Annotated in this window: 14 protein-coding genes; all 14 read right to left on the minus strand. The window is 49.0% G+C overall.

From position 1 onward, the window contains the following. Positions 1 to 32 precede the first annotated feature (32 nt). Positions 33 to 1,094 carry a cell division protein FtsZ gene (ftsZ, locus tag VGK02_04725; GenBank protein ID HEY3374350.1) on the minus strand — a complete coding sequence of 354 codons (1,062 nt, stop codon included), beginning with the start codon at positions 1,092 to 1,094 and terminating at the stop codon, positions 33 to 35. Positions 1,095 to 1,348: 254 nt separating this feature from the next. Then, the gene (locus tag VGK02_04730) at positions 1,349 to 2,140 is read right to left on the minus strand and encodes an FtsQ-type POTRA domain-containing protein (GenBank protein HEY3374351.1); all 792 of its coding nucleotides are present in this window, start codon (positions 2,138 to 2,140) and stop codon (positions 1,349 to 1,351) included. Between the two features lie 51 nt (positions 2,141 to 2,191). Next, entirely contained in the window at positions 2,192 to 3,142 is a 951-nt protein-coding gene (murB, locus tag VGK02_04735; protein ID HEY3374352.1) for a UDP-N-acetylmuramate dehydrogenase, read from the minus strand. An 87-nt stretch (positions 3,143 to 3,229) separates the two neighbouring features. Then, complete coding sequence (murC, locus tag VGK02_04740) at positions 3,230 to 4,624, minus strand: UDP-N-acetylmuramate--L-alanine ligase (protein HEY3374353.1); 1,395 nt, start codon at positions 4,622 to 4,624, stop codon at positions 3,230 to 3,232. A gap of 36 nt (positions 4,625 to 4,660) precedes the next feature. Continuing rightward, on the minus strand, positions 4,661 to 5,815 hold the full coding sequence (murG, locus tag VGK02_04745; protein ID HEY3374354.1) for an undecaprenyldiphospho-muramoylpentapeptide beta-N-acetylglucosaminyltransferase: 1,155 nt from the start codon (positions 5,813 to 5,815) through the stop codon (positions 4,661 to 4,663). Next, on the minus strand, positions 5,727 to 7,226 hold the full coding sequence (ftsW, locus tag VGK02_04750; GenBank protein HEY3374355.1) for a putative lipid II flippase FtsW: 1,500 nt from the start codon (positions 7,224 to 7,226) through the stop codon (positions 5,727 to 5,729). Before ftsW ends, murG begins: the two co-directional genes overlap by 89 nt. Then, entirely contained in the window at positions 7,207 to 8,580 is a 1,374-nt protein-coding gene (murD, locus tag VGK02_04755) for a UDP-N-acetylmuramoyl-L-alanine--D-glutamate ligase (GenBank protein HEY3374356.1), read from the minus strand. The genes ftsW and murD overlap by 20 nt, the downstream gene beginning before the upstream one ends. A gap of 4 nt (positions 8,581 to 8,584) precedes the next feature. Further along, positions 8,585 to 9,631: a phospho-N-acetylmuramoyl-pentapeptide-transferase gene (mraY, locus tag VGK02_04760; protein HEY3374357.1), complete on the minus strand. Its 1,047-nt coding sequence runs from the start codon at positions 9,629 to 9,631 to the stop codon at positions 8,585 to 8,587. A 99-nt stretch (positions 9,632 to 9,730) separates the two neighbouring features. Next, positions 9,731 to 11,128 (minus strand): UDP-N-acetylmuramoyl-tripeptide--D-alanyl-D-alanine ligase, encoded by a 1,398-nt coding sequence (gene murF, locus VGK02_04765; protein HEY3374358.1) that lies wholly within the window; start codon positions 11,126 to 11,128, stop codon positions 9,731 to 9,733. After that, complete coding sequence (locus VGK02_04770) at positions 11,125 to 12,588, minus strand: UDP-N-acetylmuramoyl-L-alanyl-D-glutamate--2,6-diaminopimelate ligase (protein HEY3374359.1); 1,464 nt, start codon at positions 12,586 to 12,588, stop codon at positions 11,125 to 11,127. The genes murF and VGK02_04770 overlap by 4 nt, the downstream gene beginning before the upstream one ends. Positions 12,589 to 12,657: 69 nt before the next feature. Further along, positions 12,658 to 14,361 carry a penicillin-binding protein 2 gene (locus VGK02_04775; GenBank protein ID HEY3374360.1) on the minus strand — a complete coding sequence of 568 codons (1,704 nt, stop codon included), beginning with the start codon at positions 14,359 to 14,361 and terminating at the stop codon, positions 12,658 to 12,660. Positions 14,362 to 14,435: 74 nt separating this feature from the next. Beyond that, the gene (locus VGK02_04780) at positions 14,436 to 14,900 is read right to left on the minus strand and encodes a hypothetical protein (GenBank protein HEY3374361.1); all 465 of its coding nucleotides are present in this window, start codon (positions 14,898 to 14,900) and stop codon (positions 14,436 to 14,438) included. 3 nt (positions 14,901 to 14,903) lie between these two features. Further along, on the minus strand, positions 14,904 to 15,842 hold the full coding sequence (gene rsmH / locus VGK02_04785; GenBank protein HEY3374362.1) for a 16S rRNA (cytosine(1402)-N(4))-methyltransferase RsmH: 939 nt from the start codon (positions 15,840 to 15,842) through the stop codon (positions 14,904 to 14,906). 9 nt (positions 15,843 to 15,851) lie between these two features. Continuing rightward, positions 15,852 to 16,286 (minus strand): division/cell wall cluster transcriptional repressor MraZ, encoded by a 435-nt coding sequence (gene mraZ, locus VGK02_04790; GenBank protein ID HEY3374363.1) that lies wholly within the window; start codon positions 16,284 to 16,286, stop codon positions 15,852 to 15,854. Positions 16,287 to 16,364: the final 78 nt, after the last annotated feature.

Below are 16,364 nucleotides of genomic sequence, written 5' to 3' on the forward strand. Positions count from 1 at the left end.
GGCGGCATTTCATCTTAAATATTGTGTTAACCCTAGCGTTTTCTTAAAAACGTTGGGATATCGAGATCTTCCGTATCAAATGTCGGGATATTTGAAACATGTTCCTCGGGTTGCGCTTTCTGAACAAACTCGAGTTTCTCTTGTTTCCTTAAATCAAATCCGGTCGCGATAACCGTAACCCTGACTTCATCGCCAAGTGTGTCATCGATAACCGCACCGAAGATAATATTCGCTTCAGGGTGAGCCGCGTTCGCAACAACCTCTGCCGCCTCATTAACTTCAAACAGACCGAGGTCTGATCCGCCGGAGATGTTCAAGAGAACACCTTGCGCACCTTCAATCGATGCCTCAAGCAGCGGGCTGGATATCGCGCTCTTTGCCGCTTCGACCGCACGGTTTTCACCGCTTGAAACGCCGATGCCCATAAGCGCTGAGCCGGCATTCGACATAATCGTGCGCACATCGGCAAAGTCGAGATTTATTAAGCCGGGGACGGTGATTAAATCGGTTATGCCCTGGACGCCTTGACGGAGAACGTCGTCGGCCATCCGGAACGCCTCAACAATTGAGGTCTTTTTCTCCGCAACATGCAGGAGTCTATCGTTTGGAATAATAATGAGGGTGTCGACTGTTTCACGAAGCTTCATAATGCCTTCGTCGGCTTGCATCGAACGCTTACGACCTTCAAAACTAAACGGTCTTGTTACTACGCCTACCGTTAGGGCCCCGATCTCTTTCGCGATTCCCGCGATAACCGGGGCTGCACCTGTACCGGTGCCACCACCTTTGCCGGCGGTTACGAAAACCATATCCGCGCCCTGCAGAGCTTCTTTGATATCATCTCTGCTTTCTTCGGCAGCCTGAAAGCCGATTTCAGGATCGGCTCCCGCTCCAAGGCCTTTGGTCAGATTAGCGCCTATGTGGACTTTGTAGTCTGCATCAGACATTAGAAGCGCCTGTGCGTCGGTATTGCATGCGATAAACTCTACGCCCCTGAGGCCCGCTTCGATCATCCTGTTAACCGCGTTGGTTCCGCCCCCACCGACTCCGACTACTTTAATAACTGCTAGGTAATTTGCGCCCGCATCTAACACCAAGAAGCCTCCTTCCAACCCTCAACTAGTGATTTAGTGTTGTAGCCTCTATCTCTAGTACATATATAGTGCTACGCATTCTGAATCTCAGCAATAACCTTATCCTATCCAAGCAAAAAAAGCAACCTCATTTCATAAAACTTTTGCATGGAAATGATTGCCATTCTAGCAGCACTTTGCCCCTGAGCAGCTAGAATAAAGCGTGGTAAACGGTGTTCCCCGTCAAAGCTGGCCCTTGGATAGCGAGCTAGCGCTTACGGTACGGAATCCATGCGTTTAATAACGGGATCTGAATGAGGATAACTTCGTATATCAATAAACACTACTTGCTTGCCCTGCTTTTTTAAGATTCCTGCGAGCACTGTATTTTTATCTTCAGCCTGTTTCGCTTCTCCGTAGAGTATCTCAATATTTGCTCGATTGTACAGGGACAACTTATCGATAGATGATGCCGAGAGCAGATTAATTGAATTTCTGAGGGATGCCGGCATTGAGTTCAGGCATAAGATGGCATTTTCAAGCGAGCTATTCACGATACGGTGACCGATTTGCACCTTGGCAACCGGAATATCTGTAATAATCGGTATGGTTACACCGTCAGAATTTGGACGCTCGGCGATTACACACTTATTTGCATCGATCATATAGAACTTATTTGCGTGCGAAATGAGAGCTATCGGTGTTCTCTCAACAATATCAACGCGCAAAGTATGCGGTAAAGCACGCTTGACTTGAGCGTCCTGAACCCATGGGTCTTTGAGAAGTTTCCGGCGAATATCTTTGACCGGCACATTTAAAAGGCTGGTATTCTCGGTCACACCGCACGCGGCAGCTATTTTGGACGATGGGATAAACTTGTTTCCAGCTACGTCTATGTTGGTGATATTGAACAGACTCGAGTTGTAGAGCCAATACACGAGAGTAATAATAATAAAGATTGATCCGAACAAGACCGTGACTCTAAGGCGGCGTTGCCGCTTGATGTGTGCGATTTTTCGATACCGTTCTTCCGCCTTAGAGCGCGCCAGACTTCTGCCTTCAACCATTTGCATCACCTGCTACTTCTTAAACTATGATGTGTGTTATGACTGATTACATCACCGGTCGTTCGTAACTGCAATCAATGCCTCATCGAACTCACCGAGGAACTCTATCTCAGGCTCGAGAATGATACCGTGAATATCAAACACTCGCTTTTGAACAGCTCGTAGGAGCGAATATACATCAAACGCGGTTGCGTTTTCAAGGTTAATGATAAAATTTGCATGCTTCGTCGAGACCTCTGCGCCACCAATCCGCATGCCTTTGCAGCCTGCATCCTCGATAAGCTTTCCGGCAGACGTGCTGATCGGGTTTTTGAAAACGCTTCCGGCATTCGGATATCTAAGCGGCTGGCTGCTTTTGCGTGCGGCGAAGTTGTCTTCCATGCGACGCTTAATACCATCTTCATCCGCCGCTGCGAGCGCCATTGTCGCCTCGACAATGATATCGCCACTGCTAAAACCGCCGTTCCTGTACTCAAACTTAAGCGCATCTTTTTGCAGCGCAATCAGCTCGCCCGCACTTGTATATACTACAACGTCTCGCACGATATCAGCCATACAGCTCCCGTGCGCACCAGCATTCATCACCAGCGCACCACCGAGGCTTCCAGGTATCCCGACAGCGAAACTCAAATCCGCGAGCGAGCATCTTACCGCGGTCTGCACGAGTAAGGGCAATGAAATGGCGGCGCCTGCCCGCAGGTAGGAACCGTCAACTCTTTTACGCATAAAGTCACTGCCAAGACGCATCACGATACCCGGGAAGCCCGCATCTGATACAAGCAGGTTTGAGCCCTTACCTATAATGAAAAGCGGCAGGCCCCACTCTTTTGCTGTGGTCGCCACGATATGGAGCTGCTCTATCGAATCAGCAATCGCGAACAGCCCGGCAGGCCCGCCTACGCGCATGGTTGTTTCTTTCGCGAGAATCTTATCGCGAACTACATTGCCTTTCAGGTGTTTCTCAAGCGTCTCGAACGCCCGGTTGATGTACCTGCCGCTCAACCATGCTCCCTTCACCTATTTAAACGGTTTTATCTGTACGCAGTTGCGAATAATTTCTCGTTCAATTTTCTATTTTAGGGCTTGTTTTTAGTGGTGCGCCACCATGTTGAAGAAATCTTCCCCAATAGCGCTGATATCACCGGCACCCATTGTCAGGACTAGATCCCCCTCTTTTACCGTTTCAAGAAGAAACTTAGGTATCTCGGTCTTTTTTGGTAAATAGACGACATTCTTTCGCGGGCTTTCCGCGAGCACCGCGTCCACAATGACTTTGCCCGTCACACCCGGTATCGGCTCTTCGCCCGCAGCGTATACATCGGTAAGGACAACGATATCCGCATCTTTAAACGCCGCCCCGAATTCCTTGCCCAGGAACTTAGTCCGCGAGTATCTGTGGGGTTGAAATACACATATGAGCCGTTCCCAATCGCCGCCCCGTGCGGCGTTAAGCGTCGCCTTCACTTCGGTTGGATGGTGTGCGTAATCATCTACGAGCGTTAGCTCGGGCGTTTTCCCTATTATTTGGAACCGCCGTTTCACCCCTGCAAATTGATGCAAGGCTGCAAATACGGCGTCCTTATCAAGACTAAGGCTCATGCTGAGGGCTACTGTTGCCAGCGAATTGTATACGTTATGAACGCCCGGGACACCTAAATCGATTGTGCCGATCAAGGTGTCGCCCTGGTAAGCATCGTATGTGCTACCGAGCCGCTTCTGCTGGATATTGCGAGCTATAAAGTCGAGCTTTATCCCATCATTTCCCTCGTACTCTATGCCATAGGTAACAAACCGCTTCTTAGAACGATTCATCAAGCGCCCGACACCAGGGTTATCGGCGCATGCAACTACAAAACCTTGCTCGGGAATCGACTCGACGAAAGTATAAAAAACGTCTTCGATCTCATCGAGCGATTTATAATGATCTAAATGATCCGCTTCAATGTTGGTGATAACAATTACTTCAGGGTTAAGATATAACAGCGAGCCGTCGCTTTCATCGGCTTCGGTGATCAAGAACTCGCCGCTACCGTGTTTGGCATTGCTCCCTATATCATTTAGTTCGCCGCCGATGAGAAACGTCGGATCGAGCGCCGCTTTCTCAAAAGCGCATGAAACCATCGATGTGGTTGTCGTTTTGCCGTGAGTACCGGCTACCGCAATACTGCGTAAATCCCGACCGAGCCACGCAAGCATCTCGGCCCTTCGGATAATCGAAATATCGGCTTGCCTGGCAGCCCGTACTTCCGGATTTGCTTCGGGAATCGCAGTTGAAACGACCACAACGTCAGGATTTTTAATATTGTCGCTGTTGTGGCCTATGTAGATCGTCGCTCCCAGTTCTTTAAGCGCCGCGGTATAGCGTGAGTCTTTCAAATCAGAACCGCTGACTGAATGCCCTTTTTCAAGTAATACTTTAGCGATACCGCTCATACCTGCACCGCCGATACCTATGAAGTGAATATGCATCAAATTTTCAACCATTATTGTGTCTCCTCTAATTTTGCGTCTCTTGGTTCATTAGTAGCTACTTCCCAATTTGTTTTCTATAGGTTGTTCGTTCTTCTTACTCTGCGCTACCTCAAATACCAGATCGGCAAGCTCACCCGCCGCACGAGGCCGACCAAACTCCAGTGATGCGGCAGACATAGCTGCGAGCTTCTCCTTGTCAAAGACGAGCTCTTCTGCCGCGCCGCACAACGAATCGCTCGTAACATCTTGATCCAGGATCACTTTTGCGGCGCCCATACGCTCAAGCTGGCGCGCATTTTCTGCCTGGTGATTATCGGTTGCATAAGGGTACGGGATCAAAATAGCTGGTAGCCCGATAGAGGAAATCTCTGCTATCGTTGTAGCCCCCGAACGACAGACTAAGAGATCAGCCACCGCATAAGCCCCACCCATATCATCTATATATGGATATGTGCTGTAAGCGAGCGAATCTCCTGCCGATCTCAATGCGTCAATCGACTCCCTCACCGGATCATAGTTTATCTTACCCGTAGAGTGGATTATCTGCAAGCCATCGTTGTGTCGCCAATGGTCATACAATCCTACTGCTGATTCATTGATCTTTTGGGCCCCCCGGCTACCGCCAAATATCAGCACGACTTTTCGCGATTCTTCGATCGAATATGCTCGCGCCGCTTCCTGCCTGTCAACCCGCATAACCTCTTCCCTGATGGGATTACCGGTAAACACTATCCGCTTGCCTGTTGGAAAATGGCTTTCCATGCCCGGATACGATACCGCGATTGCCGATACAACCTTCCCGAGCACCCGGTTAACCAAACCCGGAACAGCGTTTTGCTCATGGATAATCGTAGGGATTTTCCGGAGTACGGCGGCACCCACAACGGGCATGCTTACATACGCCCCCATTCCGATGACGACATCAGGTTGAAAGTTTTTCAATATGCCGGCCGCTTCAATTGTGCCCCGGCCCGCCGAGAAAAATGTCGCAAGCGCTTTAACCGATGGTTTTCTTGGTAAGCCTCGGGCATCGACGACTTTAAAATTAAGGCCTGCCTGCGGCACAATCGTCGCTTCAAGACCGTTTGTGGTTCCGATATAGAGTATATCTATATCATTTTTTATTTTTTGAAGTGCTTTGGCGAGGGCTAGGCCTGGATACACGTGACCCGCTGTCCCGCCGCCGCTTATTACTACTCGCATGTGATTTTGTTCTCCCGGTTTGTTTAGTTTCTATTGTGCCTGATTTTGACCTTGAAGTGCTAGTAGACCTGGAATCTCTCGATGTCGAAGCGCTCGAAGCCTTACCCCTCTTGTTTGTTGAACTGCTCTTCTTGGGTTTACCCCGCGTGGCACTGCTACTTGAGCTCCGCTTTTTCGCCCTCGTCCTTCGCTTTGCTACATGCTCATCTTCAAGATCATGGCTGTCGCCGACGATGTGGAGTTCGGGCTTAGACCTGCGGCCACGCGTTGTGCGCTCGTTTTCTAGGGCGATACTAAGAAGAATCCCCACGCACGCAAGATTCACCATAAGTGATGAGCCGCCATAGCTGATGAACGGCATCGGGATACCTGTGACCGGCAATACGGCGGTGACCGCACCCATATTGACCAGGGCCTGCAGTGCGATCATCGAAGTAATACCCGCGCCAAGGTAGCGCGAAAAGGTATTTTTGCTTTGAAAGGCGATCCTGATCCCGTAATATGCAAACACTGTGAAAAGCCCAACTGTGAAGACTGTGCCGATAAGACCGAGCTCTTCCCCAATAATTGCGAAAATAAAGTCGGTATGCGCCGCAGGCAGATAAAAATATTTTTGCCTGCTCATGCTAAGCCCAACGCCAAATAGGCCGCCCGAACCAAATGCTATGAGCGATTGGCGTATGTGGTATCCAGCGCCAAGTGGGTCGGCATTAGGATTTAAAAAGGCGGTAAAGCGTTTAAGCTGATAATCACGAGATAAAATAGAAAATGCGCCAACAATGGCGCCGGCAATTCCGATCACAGCGATCATGCGAAGTTCGAGGCCGGATATAAAAAGCAGCGTAAAAGCGCCCAGGCACATGGTCAACGTTGTACCCAAGTCCGGTTGCAACATTACGAGAACGACAAAAGCTCCGACAATCAAACCATATGGGGAAAATAATTCCTGGATATCTTTAATTTTGCCTTTTTTCTTTGCTAAAAAATCCGCAGTATATAGTATGATCGCAAATTTAGCGAATTCGGATGGCTGAAGGCGAAACCCACCGATAGGGATCCAGCGGCTCGATCCGTCGACCTCGTGGCCGATGCTGGGAATCAAAACACCGACTAACAGAGCTGCAACACAATACAAGGCGGGCTTTGTGAGCTGCTGCAACCGGTGTACCGGAATTCGCGAGAATACAAAAAGAGCAACCGAACCCACAATCATCCACAAAAATTGTTTTTTAATGTAGTAATAACTGTCCCCGGTGCCGGCAAACGCCCGAATCGAGCTTGCCGAGAGTATCATGATGAGCCCGAAAAGCACCATAATATAGACGACGCCGAGCATCCAGTGATAGTTCTTCCTATCCTGGGTTGATTTTCGATTGTGATGTTTTCTACCCTTAGCTTTGCTCGATGTCATTGCCTTCCCCAAGCGCTGTTACGACTCTTTGGAATGCATCACCGCGCTCGGCGTATCCCGAGAATGCGTCGAAACTGGCGCATGCCGGCGAGAACAGTACAATCCAACCGGATTTTGCACGTTCAAATGCCAGCTTAGCCGCACCATCGACGGTCTCCGCATACTGCCTGGCTGTGAAATCGGGCATTTTGCCTACAATTTCGCGCCCGGCTTCACCGAAGCCGATGATTGCTTGTACGTTGCTGTGAATACTTTGGGCAAGGGGCTTAAAACTATTTCCTTTATTTCTTCCGCCAACAAGAAGGATTGTCGGTTCTTTAAACGCCGTGAGCGCCTTAATTGTGGCGTCGACGTTCGTTGCTTTCGAATCATCGTAGTAGCGAACACCGTCAACCGTAGCAACATATTCGATCCGGTGTTTGAGCCCGCCAAAAGCGATGACTGTATCGCGAATCACCTTAGGGCTGATACCGGCGGCACAACAGGCGCCGGCTACCGCCATCACATTATCGAGATTATGGCTCCCAAGAATTTTGAGTTCCTCGGTTCCGCAAATATCTGTATCTATATCATCGCCGAGCCGAACCGTAATTCGTCCGTCTTTTATAAAGACGCCGCACTCCGGTTTGGTAAACTTGCTGGTTGCTATAACGGTTGCACGGATATCGGAAACAAGCCTCGCAACGACGGGGTCGTCTATATTTACGACGGCAAAATCATCCGACTGCTGATTCATAAACAGACGCGCTTTAGCTCTCATATAATCTTCAAAATCCGGGTGCCAGTCGAGATGGTCCTCGGTTACATTAAGAAGCACCGATATTTTCGGTCGAAATTCGTTAATCGTATCGAGCTGAAAACTGCTCACCTCAACGATGAGCGTCTCTATATCTTTATTATCGACAGCGCCTACCAGCGGCGTTCCGATATTGCCGGCGACTGTTGCAGCCTTTCCCGCATTCTTGAATACTTCACCTATGAGCGTTGTCGTTGTCGTCTTGCCGTTTGTACCGCTAATTGCTATGACAGGCACGTCGGTAAGGTTATATGCGAACTCGATCTCGCTTAAGACCGGGATGCCTCGCCTTTTGGCTGTCTCGAGAACCAACACGTTGCTCGGAACACCGGGGCTTACGACAACCGCGTCAACATTATCGAGCAGCTTTTCTCCCTGGTTGCCGAGAACAACTTTAACGCCTGCTTTACTAAGTTCATCTGCGATATCTTGTACAGCTACGCTCGTAGCCGTATCGGAAGCCAACACATCTGCCCCCAATTTCTTAAGGGCAAGCGATACGGCTTTCCCACTTTTTCCTAATCCAAGTACGAGAACATGCTTACTTGCAAAATCCAATGCGCTAACCACCCCGTGTTGCCATCATGAAGTAAATTCCAAAGCCTATGCCTGCAAATACACCGGATATGATCCAAAACCGCATCATAATCTGCGTTTCAGACCACCCCAACATTTCAAAGTGATGGTGTATCGGCGCCATTTTTAAAATTCTTCGTTTAAAATACCTGTAGCTGACGATTTGTCCGATAACCGATAACCCCTCGATCACATAAATACCACCGATCAACACGAGCAGCAGCTCAGTTTTCGTTAAAATCGCCATTATCGCAATGGCGCCGCCAAGACCCAGCGACCCGGTGTCTCCCATAAAAATACTTGCCGGATAGCTGTTGAACCACAAGAAGCCAATGCACGCACCGCCTATCGCCGCGCAGATAATGGCCAGATCAAGGTTGTTTTGCCGGAACGCGATGCCGGCGTAGGCAAGCATCGCTATCATGACGGTGCCGGCGGCAAGTCCGTCCAAACCATCGGTCAAGTTAACGGCATTCGCCCCTGAAACGATGATTAAAACAACCATCGCGATATAGAGCGTCGGCACCACGATATTAATATTTGCGACAGTAAAAGAAAACGAGAGCCAATCTAGCGGAACAACCAGATTGGTAAGTGGAATTTCAACAGATGTCCCAAGATGCGCGAAGTTAACCGCAGCAACTCCCGCGATTACTCCGATGACCACTTGCCAGATGATTTTTGTGCGAGCCTTTATACCGAGCGAGCGTGCCTTAACTACCTTGCGGTAATCGTCTATAAAACCGACAAACCCGCACGCCAATAGCGTCAACAGCGCGACAATGCTTCTGCTATGAAAACTCGCTGTCAATAAGTACGCCACCACGACGGTCAGGATAATAATGACGCCGCCCATTGTCGGCGTTCCCGACTTTATCAGGTGCTGTTGCGGTCCATCGATACGGATGACCTGCCCAACGCCTTCTTTTCTGAGTAACCTGATCCATAGCGGCGTTAAAACTGCCGTTATTACGAGAGCCAGCACAGCTGTCAGGAAAATCTGATACGTCGGATATCTTAGAATATGTACCATCGCTACTACTGTCCCTTGTAAAGTTGCATATCAACTACTTTATTTTTCAACGTGTATTTCAACATATTGCTTCTAGCTAGCTTTACACTTAATTTACATTTAGATTTTTACGAGCGTTCGCACTACCGCCTCTAAGCCCATCCCGCGCGACGCTTTTACCAGTACAACGTCTCCGGGCTCGATGAGCTGGCGTAACAGTTGGGCTGCCGTATCTGCGTCCGGGCACGTAATAACGGTCTTTTGGTTCATGCCTGACTTTAGAGCACTATCAGCCATAACTTGAGATTCCTCACCAACGGCAACTAAGATACTTACGCCGAGCGAAGCGACAATTTCACCAACCTGTTTGTGTGCTTCGTTCGATACCCTGCCAAGCTCTAGCATGTCGCCGAGAACCGCAATATGCCTGCCCTTTGTCCTGACGTCCATTAGCGTTGCCAACGCAGCCTGCATGGACGTCGGATTGGCGTTGTAGGCGTCGTTTAAGATTAGCATATTTTCATCGAGCGCAAAAATCTCCATGCGCATAGCCGATGTTCTGCAATTCGAGAGCCCGATCCTTATATCATCCGGTGTTAAGCCGACCGCGGTTGCAGCCGCTGCAACCGCCAGTGCATTATAAACATTGTGTCTGCCGGGAATCGGTAATCGCACGGTATAGGCAGAGCCATTGTTAACCGTCAGCGAGAATTTTGCCTTTCCAAGCTCGTCGACCTCAATTTTGTTGCCCTTTACATCGCCTTCCATGATGCCATAAGTTACAACACGACCGTGCGCGCGCTGTGCGATATCCGATGTCCAAAGATCATCCGCATTTAGGACTACGACACCATCTTCGGGAATAGCCTCGATAAGCTCCGCTTTGGCGAACGCAGTCGCTTCTTCCGAGCCTAAAAGCTCGATGTGGGCTTGCCCGATATTGGTCACGATTCCGATATCCGGTTGCGCGATATCTGCGAGTTCGCGAATCTGGCCGGGGCCCCGCATAGCCATTTCGACCACCATGGCTTGGGTTTTTTCATCCGCCCGCAAGATGGTCAGCGGGACGCCGATTTCGTTATTATAATTTTTATCCGTACTGATAACCCGCATCTTATATGCAAGCACACAGTTTAGCATGTCTTTTGTCGTTGTCTTGCCGGTACTTCCGGTTATCCCGATTACTTTAACCGACAGCTTTTTTCGATAATGGGTCGCTATTGCCTGAAGCGCTTTAAGCGTATCGCCGACTTCAATCACACACTGCGACCCCACAAGCGACAGATAATATTCTTTGTTACTTGCTTCCTTTTCCACCAAAACACCCGCCGCACCGGCAACAAGGGCATCCTGTATAAACTGGTGCCCATCGCCGTTGCCTTTAAGGGGAATAAATAATTCCCCTCCCTTGATCGTGCGGCTATCGATACTTATGCCTGATATTTTTGTTGTATCCGTACCGTTAAGCAGCACACCTCTGGTGCTCTCAACTAGCTCGCGTACCCTCAGCGGGATCACAATACCATCCCCTTAAGATATTCCCGCGCAATTTTCGCATCATCAAACGGTATTTTATTTCCTGCAATTTCTTGGCCTTGTTCATGGCCTTTACCTGCTATTACTACAAAGTCGCCCTTTCGCGCTCCTTGCAATGCTCTTTCAATCGCTTGTTTTCTATCCTCTTCTATGGTATAATTATTTGTTTTTAGCTCCCTAACGCCTTCTACAATCTCCTCAATAATACCCATTGGCGCTTCGCTGCGAGGATTATCAGAGGTAATTACCACATCATCGCTAATTGTGACGGCGGCCTTACCCATAAGCGGCCGTTTCCCCCGGTCGCGATCGCCGCCGCACCCAAACACCGTAATGAGACGGCCCTGTGTTAGCTGGCGTGCCGCCGTAAGCACCTTTTCCAGGCTGTCCGGAGTGTGCGCGTAATCAACGATGACGCTAAAATCCTGGCCGCAATCAATACGCTCAAATCTGCCCGGGACGCATGTTAGCCCCTCAAGCCCACCCTTAATGACAGGCAAATCGATACCAAGGGCTAAAGCGGCGCCTGCCGCACCCAGAGCGTTATAAATATTGTATGACCCCGGCATCTGGATTCGGATTTCACTCGCACCTGCCGGTGCGTTCAATGTAAAGAACGAGCCGTCCGCGAAAAGTTCGATATTTGCGGCGTTAAGTTCTGCTTCATCCTTAGTGCTATAACGCATTTGCCCTGATCTGTCGGGGCGAACGAGTTTGCGGCCGTATGGGTCGTCAATGTTAATAATATGCGTCGTTTTGCACTGCAACGTCGCATCGAATATCTTTTTCTTCACGTCAAAATATTCGCCGATGGTGTTGTGATAATCGAGATGATCTTGGCTAAGGTTAGTAAAAACAAGCGCGTCAAAATCGCACGCGGCAACCCGCGAAAGATCGATCGCATGCGAAGAAACCTCAATAACGGCAGCCTCCACACCCGTGTCGACCATCTTTTTAAATAGCATTTGCATATCGAGGGATTCCGGGGTTGTTCTATCGACCGGTACCGTCTCATCGCCGATCCGGTACTCAACCGTTCCAAGCAAACCGGTTTTTATGCCGGCCGTGTGAAGGATAGCATCGATCATAAATGCGGTGGTCGTTTTACCGTTTGTGCCGGTTATGCCGACCAACTTAAGTTTTGCCGTGGGAAAATCAAAATAAGCGCTCGCGAGCTGCGCCATCGCTATGCGGCAATCCTCTACGATTACCTGCGGTAGCGAAATATTATCGATGGGTTCTTCGACGATTAGCGCCACAGCTCCCGCCATCTCAGCATTGCCGGCGAATGTGTGGCCGTCAGCCGCGAAACCGCGAATACAGAAGAATAGATCTCCTGCTTCGACTTTTCGCGAATCATATGCCAACCCGGTTATTTCTATATCTGAACTACCCTTGACGCTACGGTAGCTTATGTTCGTGATTAAATCTTTTAGACGCACGCTCTCCTCCGCTCATTATGATAACAGGCTCCAGCCGGAATTTCGAATTGAACTGGTAAAGCCTGTGTTTTAATCCGGCGGTATCTTCAGGTACCGAAGCGCAAATTCCCCGACTTTACTGAATACCGGTGCTGCGACAGAGCCGCCGTAAATATTCGCTTGGGGCTCATCAATAACAACGGCAATCACTAGCTTCGGGTCTTCAATCGGCACCATACCGATAAACGATGCCACATATTTGCCCTTGTCGTAACCGCGTCCGCCCACCTTAGCTTTCTGCGCGGTACCGGTTTTTCCGCCAACGCGGTAGTTAGCTATCTTGGCTTCCCCACCCGTACCTTTCACTACTGCGCCCTCAAGGATCCGTTTCATCTGACGGCAAGTTTCCGGGTCGAGCACCGGCTCTTCCTTCACGATCCGGGCGCTCGCTATAACTCTCCCCCGGCTATTCGTCTCATCAAGTAAAAAATGCGGCCTTACCGGTATGCCGTCATTGGCAATCGCCGCATATGCCGTCGCCATTCGCAGTTGTGTGGTGGATATTCCCTGGCCAAAAGGAATATTCGCTAGCGACATTTTCGACCAATTATCTTCCGACGGGTAAAAACCCCGCGCCTCGCCGGGAAAATCTATCCCACTTTTCTTTCCAAAAGCGAATTTTTCTAAGTATTTTATTATCTTTTCTTTACCCATCAACATGCCAACTTTTACCATTCCGACGTTGCTGGACTGTTGGATAATTTGCGACAGCGTATACGTTACCGCCGGTCTCGGGTGCGAATCTTTTATCCTTTTACTTCCAACACGAATTGTCGGCTCAAGATAAAATGATGTCGATGGGCGGCACACGCTTTCCTGTAATGCGCCACACGCGATCATCGTTTTCAATGTCGAACCGGGCTCATAGAGATCCGTGACTGAAATATTGCGAGCATTTCCATTCTTTATGGTTTTAAGATCGTTTGGGTTAAAGCTCGGAGTTCCAGCCATAGCATAAATCTCGCCCGTTTCCGGGTTCATAACCATAACGTTACCGGATTTCGCTTTATATTTTTGGATGGTGGCGTTAAGCTCGGTTTCCGCACGGTACTGGATTTGCGTATCGATTGAGATCCGAATATTCCAACCGTCTTTCGGCCGGGTAGAGCTCTCAATAGTCTGCGGTATCGGATGACCTTTTGCATCGCGTTCGGCAATTATGCGGCCGGGCGTCCCGTAGAGAACATCGTCGTAATAGTTTTCGATGCCGCCGAGGCCGTGATTATCCATACCGGTAAAGCCGACTACTTGAGCCCCAAGCGTATTATTGGGAAAATAGCGGTCGCTTTCTTTTATGAAGCCGACCCCTTTTATATCTTCTTTCTTTACGACATCTTTAACGGCTTGAACTGTTTTTGAATCGGTCTTCCTGACCAAATACGCAAAGCCGGTTTGCTTTATGAGCTTATTCGTCAGCTCGCGCTCGTCTTGTTTTAAAATGGGAGCGATCTTTCTCGCAAATGCCTCCTTATCGTCAATAAGGTACGGTGTCACATAGATCGTGTCCATCATAACGCTGACGGCAAGCTTGTCGCCGTTTCGGTCGAGTATCGCACCGCGTTTGGGCGGCAACTCAATCGAGCTCATACGCTGCCGCTCCGCCTCTTTACGATACTCAGTAGCCGTTATGGCCTGAATTTGCACTAAGCGAACCGAAACGCTTATGAGGCATATGAAGATGATGATAAATAGGGACCTGAGTCTCCTATCGACAATAGTTCTATTCTTGCCCACATACGCCTCGCTCTTCTAGCGCCTTACCATATCACATGTGTCTTTTCCACCGTATTCCAGGAGTGAATACGCCATCATTGATCGCCCCCCGGGCGTAGGGATACGCTTACGGGACGTGCCGATGCCTGTCCGATGCCTGACTGGACCCCGGCTATTCGAAGATATGACACTTTTGGAGCTTTGACCATGGATAGTTTATTTGTCGCTATAGACTCTACGCGTTGTGGCGATTCAAGAATTGCTTTTTCTGCAAGCAATTTGTCATGTATCTGCTGTGCCACTTGGATATCTTTTTTGAGTAACTCGGTTTGATAGCTCATCTGTGACACCAGTGCCTGTTGGGCGACATTGATTATCATGCCCACCGTAATTATCGATACCGTAATAACGAATACGGGAAACGATATTTCTGGGGCCGACCTGCTTTGACGCCGTTTTTCTTCAACGGATTTAAGATTCCTTTTTGGCTTAGGCTGCTCTTTTTGCCGCACATGCTGCTGCTTAACTGCTACTTTTCGTGCTGCTTGTATTGTACTCACCTCTTATACTTTTTCCGCAGCCCGTAAGCGGGCGCTTTCCGATCTTTTATTATCAGCGATCTCACTTGGTGTTGGTCTTACGGCTTTCTTTGTAATTGCTCGTAACTGCGGTTTACTACCGCATGTACAGATCGGTAAGCCAGGTGGGCACGTGCAGCCTTTAGATAGGTCGTTTATTACGGATTTGGCTACCCTGTCCTCAAGAGAGTGGTAGGAAATAATGACAAGCCTACCACCGGGTTTGAGCCATTTAACAGCGTCGCGAAAGCTTTGCTCGAGAATTTTGAGCTCGCCGTTAACCTCAATCCGTATGGCCTGAAAGGTTTGTTTTGCCGGATGCCCTCCGTGGCGCCTTGCAGGTGCTGGTATTGCCTCCTTGATAACATCTACCAGCTCGAATGTCGTAAGTATTGGACGATTTTGACGTCTTTTTACAATAAAATCAGCAATTCTTCTTGACCAGCGCTCCTCACCATATTCCTTGATGATTCGCTCCAATTCCCCCTTTGGGTAGGTATTTACCACATCGCTCGCCATAAGGTTCTGCGTTTGATCCATGCGCATATCTAGCGGCGCATCGAATCGATAGCTAAATCCGCGCTCCGGTCGATCGAACTGTACACTTGATACCCCAAGATCGTACAGGATGCCATCGATCGCATAGAGGCCGACGCCCGCGATAATGTGATCTAGTTCAGAAAAATTGCCTTTGACTAAAGAATAATTTTGCTGGCTGAAGCGTGCTAATCTAATCCTTGCTGCGTCCAGTGCTACGTCGTCTTGATCGATTCCTAGTAAGAAGCCGTTTGGCATTATTGAATCTAATATTGCCTCTGCATGTCCTGCCCCGCCCAAAGTGCAGTCTATGACTGTGCTACCATCAGTGCAATGTAAGTACTTCAAGACTTCAGCCAGCAAAACTGGTTTATGAAAATATTCCATTGTGATTACCTACACGCCGAATCCTTTTATTGCGTCGGCGATTCCCGGCGCTGATTGATCGACGTTCGCGGTAAATTCCTCGTATTTCTCCTTTGCCCAGATTTCGATTTTATTAGAGAGGCCGACGACCACGATTTCGCGATCAAGCCCCGCAAACTCACGCAAATTTTGTGGAATGGAGATTCTTCCCTGGCGACTAACTTCGCCTTCGATCGCGCTTCCGATAAAAAACCGCTGGAAATTGCGCACATTAACATCAGACAGTGTTGGCAGCTGGTTGATTCTTTCAACCAGTGCAAACCAATCCTGCTTGGTATACACTGTGAGGCACGTATCAAACCCTTTTGTTATGAAGAAACCTTCTGCTAGAGCCTCCCTAAACCTGGCAGGCAAGATTACTCTTCCTTTTTCGTCTAGCGAGTGGTAGTACTCTCCAAAAAACAAGTTATTGTCCCCTTAGCGTTCAAGCTATAAACCACTTTACTCCACTTTATTCCACTTTGCAACTACTTTTCGCCAAAA

Source organism: Candidatus Aquicultor sp. (assembly GCA_036504445.1).
Lineage (GTDB): Bacteria > Actinomycetota > Aquicultoria > Aquicultorales > Aquicultoraceae > DASXVE01.

Bases quoted from the DNA above. Each gene is read 5' to 3' on its own strand.
- VGK02_04730 (HEY3374351.1), bottom strand. From the start codon at position 2,140: ATGGTTGAAGGCAGAAGTCTGGCGCGCTCTAAGGCGGAAGAACGGTAT.
- murC (HEY3374353.1), bottom strand. From the start codon at position 4,624: ATGGTTGAAAATTTGATGCATATTCACTTCATAGGTATCGGCGGTGCA.
- murG (HEY3374354.1), bottom strand. From the start codon at position 5,815: ATGCGAGTAGTAATAAGCGGCGGCGGGACAGCGGGTCACGTGTATCCA.
- ftsW (HEY3374355.1), bottom strand. From the start codon at position 7,226: ATGACATCGAGCAAAGCTAAGGGTAGAAAACATCACAATCGAAAATCA.
- mraY (HEY3374357.1), bottom strand. From the start codon at position 9,631: ATGGTACATATTCTAAGATATCCGACGTATCAGATTTTCCTGACAGCT.
- rsmH (HEY3374362.1), bottom strand. From the start codon at position 15,842: ATGGAATATTTTCATAAACCAGTTTTGCTGGCTGAAGTCTTGAAGTAC.